The sequence below is a fragment of the Bartonella sp. B1099 genome, assembly GCF_944801835.1.
GTDB lineage: Bacteria > Pseudomonadota > Alphaproteobacteria > Rhizobiales > Rhizobiaceae > Bartonella.
On record NZ_CALYLN010000001.1, the window covers coordinates 191,036 to 212,958 of the forward strand.

Below are 21,923 nucleotides of genomic sequence, written 5' to 3' on the forward strand. Positions count from 1 at the left end.
AAGGAAAATGAAAAAGCTGCTTCTATACAAACATTACTCGCCAACCAACCAATCAGCACAAGCGCTAAAATACCAAAAATACGCGCAAGAAAACTAACAATGGATAAAACCGTATTCGCATTCTTTTGTTGAATATGTTTAAAAAATTCTGCTTCAAACTGTGTTACAGGGACAGAAAAAAACTGTGAAATATGGTGAATAAAATAATGGGGGCCCAACTGTTTGCAACAAGAAGCAGAGCAAGCATAACAACAGCACTCAAAATTAGCGAGCACAAAGTTATCGCCATAGGAGCATATTTTTGCATAAGATATTTAATGACAAAGCGATTAAATAAGTACTTGACAAAACTATAAGACACAAAACACAGGCCAAGAATAAGAATTTTAGTCTTTCCTGTTGCATTGTCTAATACGCCTGTTTGCCCTAAAATAAAAGGTTGCCAAAAATGAAATACTAGCTGCAATGCAGCAACAATAAAACCACATATCACTATATAATATAACCCGATTTTTGAGGTAATTAAATAAGTAAAAGCTTCTGTTGCATGCAACAAAGAACCCAAGTCTCTTGGCTGACGACTCCAAACGGATGCAATCCCTATCCCCGTCACCCGACTAAACCAGAATACCAGCACGAGAAACCCGAAAGAACAAAAATAATATGCCGACTGATAATTATCCATACACAAAACAATAAGAACACCTAGTGCACCAGCAACCATATTCATGAATGCTATCAGTTCCCGCTTATAGGCGTTTGTTTGGTGGTAGATCAAACTACCCTTATAACCACTGCCGTCGATTAAGCCTTTAATCCATGCGCTATCAGCGCCAGAACATAAAGCAAAGGCTAAAGCATAAATAATTTCTGCCAGAATTAAGACAGAAAGATTAGGCGCGTAGGTACATAAAAAGAAGAAGAGCGAAAAAAAGAAACATGATAAGATAACATTTTGTTTAACGCCGATTTTATCTCCTAAAATCCCACAAAGCACTTCAAAAATACAAATAGCCACGCTAAACACAATTTGCAATAAAGCGAGCTGTGTTATACTAATGCCCATAGACAATAGAAAAAAGGCATGGAAGGAACCCGTAATCAGCCGAACCCCGCTCATTGCCGCACAGCCATACAGCAACTTTTTAACTTCATAATCTATCGTCATTAATATGTCCAAAAGCTGTAAAGCTGGCAGCTTTTTTGCAAGCAGTTTTATATATTTTAAAACCTCAATTCAAAAGAGCGCCTCGAGCAACCATTTTCTACTCACTTGCTCGGACTTTGAACGTAGCAACACCAAGCCGCTTAATTTTTTTCAGTGGTTTATATATCTCTTTAGTTTTCATAACTTTACCTTCTGTATTAAATGAAAACAATTAAATTTAATATGAGGTGTACATTATTATAGCTAGCTTTTGTCAACTTATTATCTTGATATAAAAAGCTTTGCTCTTCGCCCACACCCACGTTAAATATTTCATACACCAATCATTCTGCAACAACCACCACAATGCTTGGAAACTTATGCGCCCCTGCGGATAAAGTACGCTTATATTCACGCCAATTTTTCACTGGCTGGTCATTAAAAGCAACGCTCGTTTGCAGTGCATAAAAATGCGCTTTGCCGCATTTAATCTTCAGCATTTCTTTAAGGCACAAATTAAACTGGCTGTCTGCCCCTTTTGTCTCCAGCACAAAATAAAGCTTTTGTTTGCCATCACACTCTAAAAATACCGTCCAATCAGGTGTATAAGAACCAATGGGAGTTTTTATTTTAAAACTTCTTGGCAATTAAAAAATAATCTTACATCAAGGGCATTATCGAGGTTTTGCACAAACTCTTTCTCAATACGGCTCTCACAAATCACATGATCATAAACACTTTTCTCGTTGACCACTGCCGGCTATATGATCGCCTTTTATGTCCTCATTTTACAGATGTGGAATCAACTTTATTACGCTGCGCACATTCAGCGATTATTTTATCATCTGCTTGAGAGCCAAAAAACATGCAGCGGCTTCAATAATAAGGCCAGCTACTCAATCAATCTACACGAAAATACATGTGTAAGCGAATTCGCCTATGAAATACTGTATCCAAACCCATCCATAGGGTATTCCTTTTAAAAATTGCACCTATGACTTATCATAATAACAATCTCAAAATACATATTTAGTCTTTGTCTGAAATAACTCAATTTCGGATTGATGAAAACGAAAACGTACTGCGATACTCACATCATCCAACCCTAATAACCAAACACAAGTGAGCCAACATTCTTATACCACCAACGACTAACTAACCGTATTTTCTATCATTTTTTATCATATTTTCTACCCTTAGTATTTAAAAATCTATACATTTCAGCAATAAGCTGCTCGCAGCAAACCCGTGCATCTTCGCTGCTAACGCTCTACAACCTTCATCCTCAAACGCAAAAACATCAACCAAAGAAACTTGACATTGCAATGCATATTCATAAAGCATACTGTAGCTTGTCAGCAGGTTTTGTATATTTTGACACCAGGTTTTGTACCAATTTATTTTGTTTCACATGATTTTTAAGGGGTTCTCAAAGGGTCTTCACAGACCTTTCAAAGGGTGTTTTAAGATTCGTCATTTTTTGTGAGAATCTATGGAATTTTGCTTCTCAATCATCGGATCATTATTTTGAGCTCAAGCGGATATTTCTGGAAAGTTGTCGTTATCCGTTAGGTCACTAAAGCATGTAAAGTCAGATTGGAAAGCCAAAGGGATGATTCCTGTTGGTCCATGGCGTTGCTTGGCTATGATAACCTCAGCTTTGCCCTTAACTTGCTCCATTGCTTCTTTCCATTTGTGATATTCAACACTGCCTTCTTTTTGTTTTTCATTGTTGAGATAATATTCTTCACGATAAACAAACAACACAATATCGGCATCTTGCTCGATTGAACCTGATTCACGTAAATCGGAGAGTTGTGGACGTTTATCTGTTCTATTTTCAACTTGTCGCGATAATTGCGAAAGCGCAATGATGGGAATATTGAGTTCCTTTGCAAGCGCTTTAAGACCCATAGTAATGACCGTAATCTCTTGAACGCGGTTTTCAGAAGAACGCTTTGAACCGCTTGTCATCAATTGAATATAATCAATGATCAAAACATCTAGACCATGTTGTCGTTTAAGACGCCTTGCACGCGCGGCTAGTTGTGCAAGAGATACAGCTCCCGTTTGATCGATATAAAGAGGAATGGTTTGAAGGGAACGCATAGCATGAATGATATTGGTAAATTGATCATCAGAAAGATTACCCCGTCGAATATCAGAAGAAGAAACCTTTGTTTGTTCTGAGATAATACGGGTTGCAAGCTGTTCTGTTGACATTTCAAGGGAGAAGAAACCGACAATCCCCCCTTCACTGGCTTGGCTATCATCATGATTCTTGCAAGCATTGGCAATATTAAAGGCAATATTGGTTGCAAGGGACGTTTTACCCATCCCAGGGCGCCCTGCTAGGATAATCAAATCAGATGGTTGCAACCCGCCCATTTTTTCATCAAGAGTTTTAATATGGGTTGCCATGCCAGAGAGCTGTGAGGAACGCTGTTTTGCAGCACTTGCCATGTTAATGGCTTTTACAATAGCTCTATCAAAGTTTTCAAAACCCCCTCCATATTTGCCTTTCTCTGCCAATGCAAACAACTGATTTTCAATCGCTTCAATTTGTTGCGAAGGGGTAAGTTCTAGAGGAGAATCAAAAGAACTATTCACAATTTGAGTGCCAAGGTTAATTAAAGAACGCCGAATAAACAGATCATAAATAACCTGTCCATAATCTTGAGTATTGATGATTGTGACAGCTTCTTTGGCTAAACGAACAACATACTGGTATACAGTGATATCTCCAATTTTCTCATCATTTGCAATAAAGGGCTTCATGGTAATGGGGTCTGCAACTTTTCCCTTTTGAACAATTTGTAAGATGATATCAAAAAGCCTTTGATGGAAGGCTTCAAAAAAATGTTCTGGTTTGAGAAAATCAGAAACGCTCTCAAGAGCATCATTATTGATCATGATGGCCCCGAGCAACGCTTGTTCTGCTTCAATATTATGGGGAAGTTGCCGAAAAGAAGGGGCAAAAGTATCTCTTGGGTTTTCTATTTCTAACACGTTTAATTTTCTCATGCCTCTTTTCCTTGATTTGGCGCTTCTAGGGTTATTTCTGTGGTATAGCCGCTTTGCTTTTCATAGCGGTGAGTCACGGTTGCGGCTTTCCATGGTCCATTGATTTGCATACGAAATCCTTGGAGGAGAAGGGGTTGATCGGCCATGACTTCGGGGCGTCCCGCAAGGGTCAAAGAACCACTGCCCACAGCACGACACAGCCTGTCTGATTCTGATGCAGCAGCAGCTTGTGCTTCTTCTTTACAAGTGTAACAACCACGCAGACGACGCACAGGACCGCTAAAACCTGTCTGATGCTTGACTTGGCATTGCTGCCCTTGTGAGCGATCAAAATAAGCAGCTTCAATGATGCCATATTGGGTGCGTGGCTCGAGGGTAAATTCCCAGTTGGAACAGTCGTGTTTATGGATGTCGAGTGCTGGTAAGTTATCGCCGCTTAAAAATAAAAACTTATTGTCTTTGATCAAAAAACGTGCCTGCATCCGATCAGCAAGGCGGGTTAAAAAATCAATCGCCGATTGATCGGTACGAATCGCATAAGGCAAGGTTTGTTTGGTAAATTGTGGACTGACCTTTGCTTGATAACCATGACGTTTGGCAAGGCTCTCAACAATCTCAGCAATGGTTTTGTGGTCAAAATGTTCGCTCACCTGTTCTTTGATCTCCGCACGCATGGAAGCGCTTTTGCCACAAAGGCGCAAAATCTCTCCATCACTGCCCCCACAACTGATCACCGATTCCACAACAAAACGCCCCATAAAGGCACGGATGCTGTCCTCATAACCAAAGGTGACATGGAGCGCACTGTTACTGGAGGGAATCTATAAATCATTGCCGCTATCATCAAACTCTGCTTCAAATGTATCGGCTTCATTACCGGCATGATCTGTGATAGTTGCGGTTAAAAGACGCTGGTAAAAAACCTCATGAACAGGTTTGTCTCCCACCTTAACCACAATAAAAGGGTGTGTGCGCATTAATCCCATAACCGTTTCACCATACTTTGGGGATTGTGAAGTGCAAATTCAGGCAGAATGACCGTTAAGCCTCGCGGTAAAATTGGACCATATTTGGCAATCTCTGGATTGGCTTCCAATGTGGCTTCTAAATAGCCGTTTAGTGCCCCAACTTGCGATCTGTCTCCTAACACAGCCATGGCATGTTGAAAGCAGAGGAGATCGAGACTCATATCCTCCAGCTCTACAACAACACGCTTTTCTGGTATCTTCATAGAGTTTGCCCCACCTGATATTGTCCTTGCGGTTTTCCGCCATTAAAAAAGGGTAAGAGACTGATGGAATAGCGGATACGCTGGGATTGACCGGAGCGACTGATAAAGTCGTGGTCTTTCGTGATACTGGTGATCACCACGGGTCCATGGAGAAGGACACTATAGGTGGTATCATTGATCCAACGAAGCATCTGGACCGGCTTTGCTCTTTTGATCGTTGTGGTGATGGCATCAATGGCTACACGATCACCAAATTCTTCTGGAAATAATACCCCGTGGATGGTTTTGGGATCATTGCCATAACCGGTAAATTGCAAACCAGGGGCCCCACCAAAACGCTCTAAGCAAACCCATGAGGCAGAAAACTCTTCCTCAAAAGATTGGAAGTTCAACCAGTCCACATAAAATTGATGCGGTCCCAACATCAGCAAAGGATCTTGCATACTCCCTCCCCTTATTCTGTTTCTCGTATTATTCTGTCCTGCCATTCCTCTCTTGTTTTAATATACCCATGAATATTGGCATCAAAGCACATCTGACCATTAATAAAATATCATGAGGAAATTCTCCGTGCCTTATAATATTGCACTAAATACGAAAAAGTATTTTTAACTATACTAAAAAATACATTATAAATTAAACTTAAATATTGCGTATTTAATGATAAATTTAACTTTGACAGAGAAAAAAAAATAAATTATCAAAGCTATGAGTAATTAATGAAAAGCAATATCTATTTCTGTTCTTCTTTTGAAGAGTGCGGGGAATAATATTGGGGGCTTTAAAAGGAGAGTATTCGTGTATAAAAAATCCCTTCTGTCATCTATAGCAACAGCAGCTATTGTGTTGTTTAATATCCAATTCAATGTTCATGCTGAATCTCTTGAAGTTTCTGGAGAAAAAAAAGAGATCAAAGATGCTACTTATGAGACTCTTCATGCTCTAAAAGACGGTCAAATTATCGGAACTGATTTGAAGATAACTGGAAATAAAGACACAAACTCAAGCTCAAACACAAACATTTACGTTATAAGCACTGAAGGTAAAGGCAGTTCAATTGAATTAAAGGGCGATAACACAACCATTAAAGGAACGGATTCTGACATCCGTTTGGGTCTTGAAGTAAAAGATGACGCGATACTTCAAGTGACAGGGGGCACTATTACGGTTTCTGACACTGGCGTTCACTTCTTAAACAGTAATAGCAAAGAAAACAAACTGGAAAATGTGACCATATCGAGTGGTAAAGATGATGCACCACTACACGCTGGAATAAAAACTGAAAACAGTACCATCACTTTAGAAAATGTAAAAGTGACACAAACAAATAATGCCGTAGTTGCAAATAATAACTCTACAATAACAATCTCTGGAGGATCATTTGAAACGCAAAAGCTAACATTAGGTGCTCTTAATGGCAGTACCATTACTTTAAACACCAACGTTCAAATTACATCCGAGAACTCCGGACTTTATGCAAAAAACGGTAGTGCAATCAGCATGACAGGAGGAATAATTAAAGCTTCAGAAATTGGAGCGTCCTTCGAGAGCAGTAAAAGCGATAACAACAAACTAAACGGTGTAACCATCTCAAGTAATAAAGAGGATGCACTACTAAAAAAAGGAGTATCTGCAGATAACAGTACAGTCGCTTTAACAAATGTAACTGTCTCTCAAGCAGTAAACGCCGTAGTTGCAGATAATGAATCTACAATAACGATCTCTGGAGGATCATTTGAGACGCAAAAGGTAACATTAGGCGCTCTTAATGGTAGCACCATTATTTTAAACAACAACGTTCAAATTACATCTGAAAACACTGGACTTTATGCAAAAGATGGTGGCGCAATCAGCATGACGGGGGGAACCATTAAAACTTCAGAGGTTGGTGCTGGCTTTGAAGGCAGTAACAACGAAAAAAATAAACTGGAAAATGTGACTATATTAAGTAATAAAGACGGTGCACTCCTGAACGTAGGAGTATCTGCAGATAAAAATAGTACAGTCGCTTTAAAAAATGTAACTGTAAAACAAGTAGAAAGCGCCGTAGTTGCCGATAATGAATCTACAATAACAGTCTCTGGAGGATCATTTGACGCAAAAGAGGCAACGATATACGCTGGAAAAGGCAGCACTGTTATTTTAACTGACGTTACACAGATTACATCATCTGAGAACGATGGGCTTCTTGCCGAAACAGGTGGCGCGATCAATATGACGGGAGGAACAATTAAAGCTTTCTATAATGGTGCTGACTTTGAAGGCAGTAACAGCGAAAAAAATAAACTGGAAAATGTGACTATATTAAGTAATAAAGACGGTGCACTTCTGAACGCAGGAGTATCTGCAGATAAAAGTACAGTCGCTTTAACAAATGTAACTGTCACACAAGCAGAAAACGCCGTAGTTGCAGATAATGAATCTACAATAACAGTCTCTGGAGGATCGTTTGATGCAAAACTAGCGACAATAGCTTCGCAAGGCAATAGTATCGTTACCTTAACCAACAATGCTCAAATTACATCATCTGAAAACACCAGTCTCCTTGCAAAAGAAGGGGGCGCAATCAGCATGACGGGGGGAACCATTAAAGCTTCAAATGTTGGTGCTACCTTCGAGAATAGTAAGAGAGAAGAAAACAAACTGGAAAATGTGACAATATCAAGCAGTAAAGACGATGCACGGCTAAAAGCAGGGGTATCTGCGGATCAAAGTACAGTCGCTTTAACAAATGTAACTGTCTCTCAAGCAGAAAACGCGGTAGTTGCAGATAATAAGTCTACAATAACAATCTCTGGAGGATCGTTTGATGCAAAACTAGCGACAATAGCTTCGCAAGGCAATAGTATCGTTACCTTAACCAACAATGCTCAAATTACATCATCTGAGAACGATGGACTTCTTGCACAAAATGACGGTGCAATCAGCATGACAGGAGGAATCATTAAAGCTTCAAACGTTGGCGCTCATTTCGAGAACAGTAAGAGAGAAGAAAATAAACTGGAAAATGTGACAATATCAAGCAGTAAAGACGATGCGCTGCTTCTGAATGGAATATTAGCAGTCCAAAACAGTACAGTCGCTTTAACAAATGTCACCGTGACAAAAGCAAACAGCGCCATAATTGCAGATGATCAATCAACAATAACGGTTTCTGGAGGGGAATTTGACGCAAAAAAAGTAACTATAGGTTCTCAAGGAAACAGTATCATTACCTTAACCGACAATGCTCAAATTACATCATCTGAGAACGATGGACTTCTTGCACAAAATGACGGTGCAATCAGCATGACGGGGGGAAGCATTAAAGCTTTCTATAATGGAGCTACCTTCGAGAATAGTAAGAGAGAAGAAAACAAACTGGAAAATGTGACCATATCAAGCGTTAAAGACGATGCACGACTAAAAGCAGGGATATCTGCAGATCAAAGTACAGTCGCTTTAAAAAATGTAACCGTTACAAAAGCAGAAAATGCCGTAGTTGCCGATAATAAATCTACAATAACAGTCTCTGGAGGATCATTTGATGCAAAATACGCAACAATAGCTACGCAAAATAGTGGTACTATTATTTTAACCGACAATGCCCAAATTACATCATCTGAAGACACTGGACTTTATGTAAAAGATGGTGGCGCAATCAACATGACGGGGGGAAGCATTAAAGCTTTCTATAATGGAGCTAGCTTCGAGAATAGTAAGAGAGAAGAAAACAAACTAGAAAATGTGACCATATCAAGCGTTAAAGATGGAGATGATGCGCTATTACACTATGGAATAAAAGCAAATAAAAGTACCATCATTTTAAACAATGTAACCGTGACAAAAGCAGAAAGTGCCATAATTGCAGATGACCACTCGACAATAACAGTCTCTGGAGGATCATTTGAAAGCGAAGGTGATGGAATATATGCAAAACAAGGAAGTTCCATTGCTTTAAACAACGCTACGGTCACGTCATCTTATGGAGATAGTGTCTATGCAGACGGTCCAGATTCAAAAATTATAATGGTAGGAGGAAGCGCAACTGCAAAAAGTAACAGTGCAGCATTATTGACAGAAAACCAAGGACAGATCGATGCCACAGATGTTACGCTCACAACAAATGGCATAGGGACCGGCGCACTTGCGCTTGGTGAGAGCACAATTCAATTGCATGGCAATACAACAATCAACAATACTTTAGACGGTCTTAGAACAGCTGATGGTGGTAAAATTACCGGTGAAAATTTAAATATCACCGGTGGAAAAGCTATCAATTCGGATCCCGACACAGAACGCTCTGGTCTAACGACAGAAGGCGCTGGAAGTGAAATTAACTTAACAGGCAAAACAATCATTCAAAATGTTGATGAAGGTTTTTATGCAGACGGTGGAAGCAAGATCACCAGTGGCGATCTAGTAATGACCGCTGGTGAGAGCGAAAAAATAACCACTGCTGTAGGCTCTTACGAGCCTGAGAGCAAAATTGAATTAAATGGGAACACAACCATTAAAAGTTTTGATCTTGGTCTTGCTGCAGCTGGTGATGCCTCAATTATCATGAAGAATGGCACTAAAAATGAAATAGACGTCAAAAAAGTTGCACTATCCGCAGCAGCTAGGGGAAAGATTGACCTAGCAAATACTGATGTAAAAGCAGAAAGCATAGGTATGCAACTAGTGGCTTTATCGAAAACCAATACAGATAAATTAGATGATCTACAAATAGATGGAAATAGCGAAATCAATCTGACCAATAGCAATATTCACGTTGATAATGGCACTGGAATTCTTGTTGGAGCTTTCGCCGCAAAAAGCATTGAAAATAGTCCTGCTCTATCAATCGGTACAATTAATCTTAATAATTCAAAAATCCACGCCGATATGTTATTAGATGATGGTATTTTTTGGGACAAAATTTCTGGCAACGATAAAAATTTCTGGAATGATGAAACCATGAAGAAGATCTCCAACGGTAGCTTCACATTAAATGCAGATCATTCCACTTTAGAAGGCAGAGCCAACATTGCACAAGAGAGAAACGTACACTTTAACCTAAAAAATGGTACACAATGGTTCTTAAAAAACAGCACACAAGAAAAAAATGCTGAGGGCAATTTGCTTGATATCGCTCAAAGATCGCGTTCTGATATTTCTGTTCTCGACCTCAATGACAGCTCTCTCATTTTTCAAGAGCCAACAGAAAATCATTACCACACATTGCATATAGGTTCAGGAAAACCAGATACCGAATCTGTTTATAATGCAACAGGCGATGCAAAAATTTATTTCAATACAAAATGGACTGATGGCACGCCAATCACAGAGCAAGAAACCGATCATCTTCTCATTCACGGCGATGTTTCAGGTTCCACAACAGTTTACATTCAAAGCGATTTAGGAGATAAAGAGAGTGTCATAAATGCTTCCGATCCTTCTAACATAGGCGGGCTTTCATTGATCCAAGTTTCTGGAAAGGCTGATGAAAATTCTTTCAAATTAGCCCATGGTTATATCACAAAAGGTGGAGCGCCTTATAAATATACGCTAACAGGTTACGGACCAGAATCAAGCTATGGCCAAGCGAATATTGAACAAAGTCTCTTTGATGAAAAGAATGAGAATTTCTGGGATTTCCGCTTACATAAAGAATTTCTTCCTGATTCAAAAGTAGAAGCACCTGTAGCACAAATGGCAAGCTATTTGGTCATGCCAAATGCTCTCTTCTATAGTGGATTGACCGATATGGCTGAACAAAACGCATTGTTGGCAAATATCAGAACAGCGGTCATAGATAAAGGACAAGAAAAACAGAATGGCTTTTTCTTACACACCTATGGAAGCACAGGAACCTTCTCCTCTGAAAGTGCACCACGTCAATATGGTTATAGCGGTGCTGATCTTCGCTATGCCGCTCTACAAGGAGGGGTGAACTTCGCAACACTGGAAGGACATAATACCACAACACGTTTCGGTCTTTTAGGAACCTATGGACAGCTTTCCTTTACGCCAAAAAATATGCGAGATGCTGGAAAAAACACCGTTGATAAATGGTCCCTCACAGCCTATGGAACCATACAATACGACAATGGCTTTTATCTTGATACGCTGTTATCCTATGGCTTCCTAAAAGGAGAGATCACCAATGCCCTCATTGGGACAACCGCAAAGTTGAAAAATGCCAAAATGTTGAACATCTCCACCACTGTTGGCAAACAATTTGCAACAGGAATTCAGGGTGTAACATTCGAACCGCAGGCACAACTTGCTTATCAACATTTGACGTTTGATACCATTGCAGATGCCGATAATTTTACCGTTGACATGCAAAATCCTCATCAATGGATGATCCGTATTGGCGGGCGTTTGACCAAAAGCATTTCCACTGAAAACAACCGTCCTATGTCTTTCTATGGAAAAGTCAACTTGATCAAAACTTTTAGGGATGATCAGTCCCTCCATATTGATAAGGATTATAAACTTGATGCTATGGGATCTGCACTTGAAGGAGGGCTTGGCATCAACGCGCAATTGTCCACGAACCTCTCCCTTCATGGTGATGTGAGTTATCAACAAAAACTGCAAAAAACGGGTATCTCTGGAGCAAGTTTTTCAGGCGGAATACGCTATCAGTTTTAAGGCAAAACTTTAACAACAAGTGTATTGTTATTCTATACACTTCATCAAACAAAAAAGGCAGCATATCATGCTGCCTTTTTTATTCTTAACACTCTTTCATTAAAAGATCGCTCGAATAACGTTGTTATTTATCCCCTTTTAACATCATCTCCATCGAGATTCATTGATTTATAAGGTTGGATATTATCTTTGAAGCCTATCAGATTAAATGCGTTCATCTCCCTTAAACAAAATGGCATAAAGTGCTTCATCTCCAAGTGAAAGAAAAACGCTCAGAAAAAAACACCTAGAGATAACTATGTTCGGCCCAAATGTTATTGATAAATCTCGTTTGCTTCATAAAATCCCCTTCCCTTTTTCTCAAGAAAAAATGTCAGGGATTTTTATCGAGAATATCTCAACAACCCAAAATGATGAAAACCGAGACCTTTTAATAAAAGTACAATTTCTCATAAAAGTGCACTTTTATGGACCAAAGCACCCTTTATTTCAAAGCTTTCAACATGAAGCTCTTTATAAATTGCCTTTTTCCACTTAAAATAGGCTTTTCTTTCTCTTTACACGAATTCTGCGGCATATTTTATTCGTGAATTTATCCATAAAGTTAAGAAAAATGCATTTTGAGAAAATAGACAGATAACAATATCTAAAAAGATAATAATAAAAAGCTCTTTCTTCGCCCCCTTGCTCTGTTGATACCCTCTATTCTTTCAATCAACGAGCTTATTACACCATCTATAAAGCTTCATTGATACTTTCCTGTAGCATTTTAGGTAAACAATTTTGAGAAAGCTCATCCTTCTCATTCCAAGCTCATCTCACTGAAAGAAAATAAACGATGGGAAAACGATCAAAATCAGTATAATAGAAATAAGTTTTTGAAGCGCAATATGATGTTATCATATCTTAAGAGATACTGTAAAAGCAGTCCCTGTTTATTCTATTTTCTTTATTTTTTAACAAACAACGCTATTTTTCTAATAGTTTATTAAGCAGTAAGACTATTAAAATTTATAAAATAGTAATATATTTAATCTATAATAAAAAAATATAATATTAAAATAAATAAAATTATAATAAACTCAACAATATTGTTGATATTTTATTTTAAAATAAAAAATATAATTCAAGATAAAATATATATTGTTATTTTTAAACATAAACAGAAAATATTTTTAGCTAAAAATATTTTATCGGGCATAATAGCTGTAAAAATTTTACGATTTTCCACCTATCATGCTGAAATGAAATCCCTTAAAATTTTTGGTGCAAAAAACATATCCCATAGAACTTATGCAATACCTCCTACAAAACATGATAAAAAAAATCATCGACAAATATTTAATCATAACGAGAGAACAAACTGCTTTCTCTAAAAATACTTCTACAGCTGCCAAAACTGAAGGAATGAACAGGGCAATTAAATGACTAAAGAGCATTATTATTTATAATAATATAATACAGCTCATTGATTTATAAAGAATATTTACTGTTTTCCTGTTGAAGAGGCATACCCAATACCGTAAGAAACTTTCTCATTCCCCCCTGTTCCACGTTGAATCAATCAAACCTCTGTCTCTTGCACCTTACAAGCAGGTGAACCATGTGGAAAAAAATTAAGAAAAGCCTAAAATAACCTTTTTATGAACCGTCTCAAGCACCAAAGGCTGTTTTGCAATATTAAGGGCTGGTAAAATATGCAATGGAGTTGCTCTTTTATCAAAAGGCACCTGCTTCCTCCTTCACAAGCATAAAGAGGATGGAGCTCACAAGCTTTATCGCTATACCATTCACGAGTGCCGTCGCAAAATGCGCTATGATGCCTTAGAAAATGAGCGTTGGAGCTTTAAAAAAGATCTCTTTGAAGAACCCCAATATCCCCCTCATTTCTTTTTATAGCATATTTTCTCCTAGAGTAGAGAAAATAGACTAAGATTTTTTCTGAGTACCGAAAACAATCCATATCAATGCTATAGAGCTTTTATAATGATTATCCTGAAGTACCAATTTTTAAATAGCGTGTTTTAAATAGCTCCATTGTGGTTTTAGCATAAGCTTATCAAGCTAGATTTTATGAAATCCATTATTTCATTTGCTTTTTATGATCAATGAAAAAAGCTTTTCTGAAGCAAAACTTCAAATGATAGAGAACACTACAATATAGTTTGTTTTGTTATTTACAATAAAAACATAATGATATAAAAAGCTGATTGGGTACTTGCGCCATCAGGGGAATGAAGTAAGCATCAAAGCATACCAAATACTAAAGGCATATCTATGTGTAAGAAATATATTTATAAGAAGAATCTTTTGTTATGTACAATTGCTGGAACTTTGATTTTTTCTCATTTCGGTTCAACTCATGCAAATACACAACCTCCTGAAATTATTGATGAGTTCAAGCTGGAGAACGGAGAGGAAAAGACTCTTAATAATGTTTTTATCCGCAATGGATTAAGCGCAGTGTACGCCTCTAAAAAAGCAACTGCTACAATTACGAATTCAACAATACATTCAGCTTCGTTTGCCTTTGCTGTATCACAAGGTGGGCGCATTAATGCGAAAGAAGTTAAAGCCAATGCCTTGTATACTGGTCTATCAATTTCAAACGGTATCATTAACATTGAAGATTCATTTATAGAAACCAAAAGAAAATCCGGTATTATTTTTCATAGCATTTTAGATGCTTTTGTGAAAGATGGGGAAGAAGTTGTCAATAAAGCAATTCTTACCAATACAAAACTTCTTGTGAGAGATGGTGTCGGTATTTTAGGACCTTCCTCTTCAAAGTCTGTTGCCGAAGTTCAACTTAGGAATTCAGAAGTTCGTGCTGATGTATTATTACAAAATAATGTAAAAAAGAAAACAGATTCAGATCCTCATCCTGTGACTTTTGTCTTAACCGCCGATAATTCAATTATGGAAGGAAGAGCAAGAACCTTAGCAGTCAATACAACTGTTTTTAATTTAACCAACAAGAGCAAATGGTATTTAAATGTAAGTCAATATGACATAAATCGTGATTTTAGTACATTTAATTATGCTCTCCACGACATTGAGCAGCGAGCGCTGTCTACCGTTTCAGCCCTGAACCTTAATAATAGTTCTATTGTGTTTAATGCGCCCCATACGCTGGCAAAGGGTCAATATCAAACCTTGAGTATAGGACAAACCCTTGAGGTTCCTCATTCACAAGAAAATAGGGACTCCGCTAAAGAAACTGTTTACAATGCAACAGGCAATGCAAAGATTTATTTCAATACAAAATGGAGTGATGGTCTGACAAAAGAACAGCAAAAAACGGACCGCCTTCTTGTTCACGGAGATGTCTCAGGTACCACAACAATTCATTTCAATAGTCTCTCAAAAGGGGAGCCATCACAGGCAGAGTCTTCTATTCCAGCGAATATGCGTGGTCTGTCACTCATACAAGTATCTGGACAGGCAGATAAAAATGCCTTCAAACTAGCAAATGGCTATGTCACAATGGGTGGTTTGCCCTATAAATATGTTTTAAATGCCTATGGACCGGCATCAAGTCTTGGAAAAGCAGAGAGCGCACAAAGCCATTTAGGGGAAGTATCTCAACAATCAAAAGACAAGAGCGCAAAAATCGATACAACTCCCGTTGTATTAGGGGGAATGATTTTAGGCGTTGAGAATAATATAAAAGGTGAATCAACATCAAATTCTGGACAAGCAGACAGCGAACAAAACCATTTGAGAAAAAATCAGAATTTCTGGGATTTCCGCTTGCAAAGTGCAACGCTCGATGATGAAGGAAAGATCAAGGCTCTCGTTCCTCAAGTAGCAAGCTATTTGGTCATGCCTAACGCTCTATTCTCAGCTGGATTGGCTGATATAAACAATCAAAATACGTTACTGAATACGATGCAAGAAACAGGCTTTGAGACAAAGGATCATAAAAACAAAGGAATCTTCTTCTCGACTTACGGCAACAAGATGACATTATCCTCTCACCGTACGCCATTACAATATGGCTATGGTGCCGATATTCACTATGCTGCTTTACAAGCAGGCTTTACATTGGTCGCTCTAGAAGATCAAAATGTGACCACCAACTTTGGTCTTTTAGGAACATATGGGAAATTGGCTTTCACCCCAAAAGATATGGAAGGTGCTGACAAGAGTACGCTCAATAAGTGGTCACTGACTGCATATAGTGACCTGCATCATCATAATGGGACATATGTCCATGCACTCTTCTCCTATGGAATGCTCAAGGGAAATATCACCACAGCTCTCATAGGAAAGACAGTAGAATTGACGAACACTGATACATTCAGTGCATCGGCAACCATTGGACAAAAATTCGAAACCAGTACGAAAGGATTGACCTTTGAACCACAAGCACAAGTTGTTTATCAACGTCTTATGCTTGGCACACTCTCAGATATTGATGGCTTTGATGTGGATATGGGCAATCCTCATCAATGGTTGGTTCGTATTGGAGGGCGTTTAATGCAAACAACAGTTCCCACTGAAAACGGCGGTATTCTTTCTTTCTATGGGAAGTTGAATATTGTTAAAGCTTTTTCCAATAATAGTACTATACAGATTGGTGAATCATTCCGTCTTGATTCTATGGGCGCAGCCATTGAAGGTGGATTTGGTGTGAATGCACAATTATCACAAAATATTACCCTTCATGCTGATGTTCATTATCAACAGAAAATTCAAAAAACGGGTATATCTGGAGCAAGCTTTTCAGGTGGAATACGCTATCAGTTTTAAGAACAAGCAAAAAGCAACTTATAGTCTTATTTAATTTAATAAAAAAGGCAGCACAATATGCTGCCTTTTTTGCAGTCTTTTGGCAAGATCCATCGATAACGATTCTGTCTATACACCTTTCTTGAAAAGATTAATTTCATTCAAACGAAATACAACACAATCCTTTATCCCTCAATGACGGTTGAGTTCTCAAAAGAGCGGTCTTTTTGATTTATAAAAATCGAATGAATTTAATAAACAGTGTTGTATATCGATGGAAAATACACAATATTTTAGCTTTTTTTATATTCAAAAATTCACCGTGAATAATTCTATATGCAAAAAAATTGACTGAAAGCTTTTTATAAGCAGACAACAAATTTTCTTCAAAACTTTGTAGCGTTTTTAAACAGCTTTAAGCAATAAACATCCTTGTAAAATATTTTGATTCTTAGCACTTTAAAACAAAAAATATTTATCAAGCTCGGTTTTCTAAAATTCATCGTCGCTATGGATTGCGCTTTCTATTAAAAAAAAAAACGCTTCTAAGATCAATTTTTAAAAGATAAACAACAAAACTTAATATTTGTTTTGTTATTTACAATAAAAACATAATGATATAAAAAGCTGATTGGGTACTTGCGCCATCAGGGGAATGAAGTAAGCATCAAAGCATACCAAATACTAAAGGCATCTCTATGTGTAAGAAATATATTTATAAGAAAAATTTTTTGTTATGTACAATTGCTGGAACTTTCATTTTTTCTCATTTTGCTCCAACTTATGCAAATAAACAACCTCCTGAGATTCCTACGGTTCAAGTCGCTAATGGAGAAGAGAAGAACCTTAATAACATTTTTATTCGTGGTAAGTATGATGCCGTAGTTGCTAAAAAAGGTCATGTTACCATTACAAACTCAATCATGCATTCAGGCTTTACTTTGCTTTCTGCAACGTCAGGGGGTCAAATTAATGCTAAAGGAATTGTGGGAAGAGCAGAAGAGCGTGGTTTATCACTCACAAACGGCACAATCCATGTTGAAGATTCAACCATCAACGTCATAGGGCACAGCAAAATCTATGGGATCAATTTTGGTTATATTCTAAGCTCCACAATAAAAGAAGGAGAAGAAGTTGTAAACAAAGCCATTCTTAACAATACAAAACTTCTTGTAAAGGATGGTGTCGGTATTTTCGGACCTTATTATTCCAAAGCTGTTGCGAATGCGGTTTACCTTAAAAACTCAGAAATTCGTTCTGATATGTTATTAAAAAACGAAGGCTCACCCTTCACTGAGGTTCAACCTACCACTTTTACATTAGACGCTGATAATTCGATTATGGAAGGAAGAGCCAAAACGCTTCCTCAAAATACAACAGTTTTCACCCTAAACAATAACAGCAAGTGGCATTTAAAGATTAGTTTATTCGAATTAGAAAATAGTTTTAGTCTCTTTGATTACAAGCTCCTTGACCTTAAGCAACGCGCACAATCAGATGTTTCAGTCCTAAACCTTAATAATAGCTCTATCCTATTTAATGCGCCGCATAAACTAGCAGGCGATCATTATCAAACCTTGCATGTAGGAAGATATCCACAAAAAGCAGAGCAAAACAGAAACTCCAATGCAACAACCGTTTACAATGCAATGGGCGACGCAAGGATTTACTTTAATACTGAATGGAGTAATGGTCTGACAAAAGAACAACAAAAAACTGACCGTTTTCTCGTTCATGGTGATGTCTCAGGCACCACAATAATCTATTTCAACAAATTGTCAAAGCATGCAGAAACATCCGATAATGAAGAAGCAGAGGGTTCCATTTCTTTGAATATGCGAGGGCTTTCACTCATTCAAGTTTCTGGGCAAGCCAGTGAAGATTCCTTCAAACTTGCCCATGGCTATACCACAATGGGGGGCTTACCTTATCAATATACACTCAATGGCTATGGACCAACATCCAGCCGTGGGAAAGCCGATAGGACACAAAGTCATTTCAGTGGAATATCACAAGAATCAAAAGGGAAAGATGCGCAAAATACCAATGCATCATCTCTTGGAAAAGAAAACAATGGCCAAGTCTCTTTGGAAGAAAATGGGGATTTCTGGGATTTCCGTTTACAAAGTGCGACTGTCGATGATGAAGGAAAAATCAGAGCGCTTGTTCCTCAAGTGGCAAGCTATTTGGTTATGTCTAACGCACTCTTTTCTTCTGGATTGGCGGATGTAAGTAATCAAAATACACTGTTAGATAATATGCACTCAACCGTTTTGGGATTAGAAGGTCATAAAAAGAAAGGGATTTTCTTATCAACTTATGGCAACAAGGTGACGTTATCTTCCAACCGTCGTCCATTGGAATATGGTTATGGTGCGGATGTTTGCTATGCTGCTTTACAAGCAGGCATGACATTAGCAACGCTAGAAAATCAAAACATTACCGCGAATTTTGGTCTTTTAGGCACCTATGGAAAGCTCGCTTTTACGCCAAAGGATATGGAAGGTTCTGACAAAAGCATACTGGATAAATGGTCCTTGACAGCTTATGGGAACCTCCACCATGATAATGGTCTCTATGTTAATGCACTTTTCTCTTACGGTATTTTAAACGGACATATTACAACAGCTCTTATCGGCAACACCACGGAGTTTAAAAATACGGATACATTAAATATATCAGCAACCATTGGACAAAAGCTAGCAACTGGTGTTGAAGGATTGGCCTTTGAACCGCAGGCACAACTTATTTATCAACATGTTGCATTTGGCACGCTTTCGGATATCGATGGCTTCCAAGTTAATATCAAGACTCCTCATCAATGGTTGGTGCGTATTGGAGGGCGTTTAACGAAAACCATACTTCCTATTGAAAACGATCGTATTCTTTCTTTTTACGGTAAATTGAACGTCATCAAAGCTTTTGATGAAAAAAGCGCGATTGATATTGTTGAACCTTTCCGTCTCGATTCTATGGGCTCTTCCCTTGAAGGAGGACTTGGCATTAACGCGCAACTTTCTAAAAATATCGTGCTTCATACTGACGTTAATTACCAACATAAACTTCAAAAATCTGGGATTTCTGGAGTGAATTTTTCCGGTGGGTTGCATTATCGCTTTTAGAAATATTAGCCTTCACTTTTGACACATAAGCAGCACTCAAATGTAAGCAGTGCTGCTTATTTTGGCACATTCTAAAAAAATCATGATGTGTCAAAGAGTGGTACATTTTTTATCAAAACAAAGAAAATATCTTAAGGAACGTCTCTATGTATAAGAATCTTTTGTTATGTACAGCCGCTTGTGCTTTGTTTTTTTCTTCTTTTACCTTCACATCGATCAGTACCGCCTCTGGCCTAAGTCCTGAAACACGCCACGCCCTTGAAGGAATGATCAAATTACCGGAACAATATCGCTATGCCATAGCCATGGCAAACCAATATCCTCAAGATACACAATATAGAATGGATTCCAACGGAAAACTTAACCAAGTGAGAATAAAACGGAGTGCCTTACAAGGACAAAACAATACTGCGACAAACGTTTTACCCAATACATCGTATCTTAACACACACCACCAAAATACCTCAAACACCGGTAGAATAACAAACGTGGAAGGACAAGAAACCTCTCTTGCACATAAAGAGAATAAGCGTCCTGTGATTGATTCCAACGCAAGACAAAAACGCACCAGTGATAAATTATCCGCTGATGTCGTTTCACAACACAAGGACAATTCATCCTTAAGAACAGATCGTGGAATTACGCAGACTGAGACAAATAAAAAGACGCAATCTGATGTTGATCCCAAAACAAACACGGCTTCCTCAGTATCGAAAATGGCTCTTAACACATCCGCAGAATCTCATGTAAAATTGCCCACAAAGATTGAGAATACCCCCACAGCTGATACTGAGAGTACATCTCCACTTACAGATGGTAAAGCAACTGCCCCTGCTTTTCTTGATGGAGCAGCAAACAGCAAAACGCTTACACCACAAATAGAAAACTCTTTGGTCATGCCTATCGCAATGTTTGCTGCTGGAATTTCTGATGTCAACAATCAAAATATCTTGTTAGACAATATGCAAATAACAATGTTTGAACCCAGAGAGTATCAAGAGAGAAGCATTTTCTTATCCACTTATGGCAATAAAAACACGTTTTTCTCTCGACAGAATTCAGCGCAAAATAGCGTTCAAATAAAACAAGAGGGCGTTCAAAAAGAACAAGAAAGTGTTCAAGCAGAACAAAATGACATTCAATTAGAACAAGAGGATGTTCAAGCAAAACAAGGGGGCATTCATGCGAATATTCGCTATGCCGCATTGCAAGCAGGGGCAATATTAATCGCGCGAGAAGATCAAAATATCAGCGCCAATTTTGGTTTTTTCGGAACATATGGAAAATTATCTTTTACTCCTAAAAATGCAGAAAACTCTCATAGGAAGATGTTTGATAAATGGTCACTCACCGCCTATGGAAACATTCAGCATGATGGTGGCATCTATGCAAGTGGCTTTCTCTCTTATGGAATTTTTAAAGAAAATGATGGCAAAGATTTCATCGAAGAATCCCCCAAAATAGAAAATAGTAAAATTTTAGGGGCTGCTGCAACGATTGGTCAAAAACTGTCAACCGGTTTCGAGGGTGTCATCCTAGAACCGCAAGCACAACTTGTTTATCAGCGTCTCATACTTGGTTCTCCCTCAGATAATACCACTTCCTCAGATGATGGCTCTTCTTCAAATGACGATAACTCTAAAATAAACATAAGCAAACCTGATCAATGGTTGCTGCGTATTGGCAGTCGCTTAACGCAAAACAAAGGCCATGCCTTTTCCTTCTACGGCAAACTGAATCTGATTAAAACTTTTAGTAAAAATTTTCAGCTTGCCGCGATGGGGTCTTTAATCGAAGGTGGATTTGGTCTCCAGGCGCATTTATCACCAAATCTTGAGCTTCATAGTGATCTAAGCTATCAACATAAATTCAAAAAAGTTGGCATCTCTGGAATCAATATTTCTGCTGGAATGCGCTACCACTTTTAAAAATACTTGTATTCTATCTTGAAATATAAAGTATTCTCATTATGTTTCGTTTTGTCTCTTACAAAAGAGACATAATGAGGTAAAAATTTTATATTTTATGAGGGGGAAAATATTTA

The 21,923-nt window shown here is 38.1% G+C and carries 8 protein-coding genes and 2 pseudogenes; 4 read left to right on the forward strand and 6 right to left on the reverse strand.

Annotated elements, in window-relative coordinates:
- Window positions 1-163 precede the first annotated feature (163 nt).
- From NNJ73_RS00835 to NNJ73_RS00865, 6 genes and pseudogenes are all read right to left on the reverse strand, one after another.
- Window positions 164-1,168, reverse strand: a complete 1,005-nt coding sequence (locus tag NNJ73_RS00835) for an MFS transporter (RefSeq protein ID WP_254492290.1) — start codon at window positions 1,166-1,168, stop codon at window positions 164-166.
- A 323-nt stretch (window positions 1,169-1,491) separates the two neighbouring features.
- Window positions 1,492-1,901: pseudogene (locus NNJ73_RS00840) on the reverse strand (hypothetical protein).
- A gap of 779 nt (window positions 1,902-2,680) precedes the next feature.
- Complete coding sequence (locus tag NNJ73_RS00850; protein ID WP_254492292.1) at window positions 2,681-4,171, reverse strand: replicative DNA helicase; 1,491 nt, start codon at window positions 4,169-4,171, stop codon at window positions 2,681-2,683.
- Window positions 4,168-5,148: pseudogene (locus NNJ73_RS00855) on the reverse strand (phage late control D family protein). Before NNJ73_RS00855 ends, NNJ73_RS00850 begins: the two are co-directional and overlap by 4 nt.
- Window positions 5,148-5,402 (reverse strand): tail protein X, encoded by a 255-nt coding sequence (locus NNJ73_RS00860; protein ID WP_254492293.1) that lies wholly within the window; start codon window positions 5,400-5,402, stop codon window positions 5,148-5,150. Before NNJ73_RS00860 ends, NNJ73_RS00855 begins: the two are co-directional and overlap by 1 nt.
- Complete coding sequence (locus tag NNJ73_RS00865) at window positions 5,399-5,845, reverse strand: phage tail protein (protein ID WP_254492294.1); 447 nt, start codon at window positions 5,843-5,845, stop codon at window positions 5,399-5,401. The genes NNJ73_RS00860 and NNJ73_RS00865 overlap by 4 nt, the downstream gene beginning before the upstream one ends.
- Before the next feature lie 355 nt (window positions 5,846-6,200).
- Between NNJ73_RS00865 and NNJ73_RS00870 the strand changes: the two genes are divergently transcribed.
- The 4 genes from NNJ73_RS00870 to NNJ73_RS00885 all read left to right on the forward strand — a co-directional run bounded on the left by NNJ73_RS00870 (window position 6,201) and on the right by NNJ73_RS00885 (window position 21,807).
- Window positions 6,201-12,023, forward strand: coding sequence for an autotransporter outer membrane beta-barrel domain-containing protein (locus NNJ73_RS00870; protein WP_254492295.1), 5,823 nt, complete (start codon window positions 6,201-6,203; stop codon window positions 12,021-12,023).
- A 2,277-nt stretch (window positions 12,024-14,300) separates the two neighbouring features.
- Window positions 14,301-16,778, forward strand: coding sequence for an autotransporter outer membrane beta-barrel domain-containing protein (locus NNJ73_RS00875; RefSeq protein ID WP_254492296.1), 2,478 nt, complete (start codon window positions 14,301-14,303; stop codon window positions 16,776-16,778).
- A 677-nt stretch (window positions 16,779-17,455) separates the two neighbouring features.
- A complete protein-coding gene (locus NNJ73_RS00880; RefSeq protein ID WP_254492297.1) occupies window positions 17,456-19,879 on the forward strand; it encodes an autotransporter outer membrane beta-barrel domain-containing protein in 2,424 nt (807 codons plus the stop codon).
- A 146-nt stretch (window positions 19,880-20,025) separates the two neighbouring features.
- A complete protein-coding gene (locus NNJ73_RS00885; RefSeq protein WP_254492298.1) occupies window positions 20,026-21,807 on the forward strand; it encodes an autotransporter outer membrane beta-barrel domain-containing protein in 1,782 nt (593 codons plus the stop codon).
- Window positions 21,808-21,923: the final 116 nt, after the last annotated feature.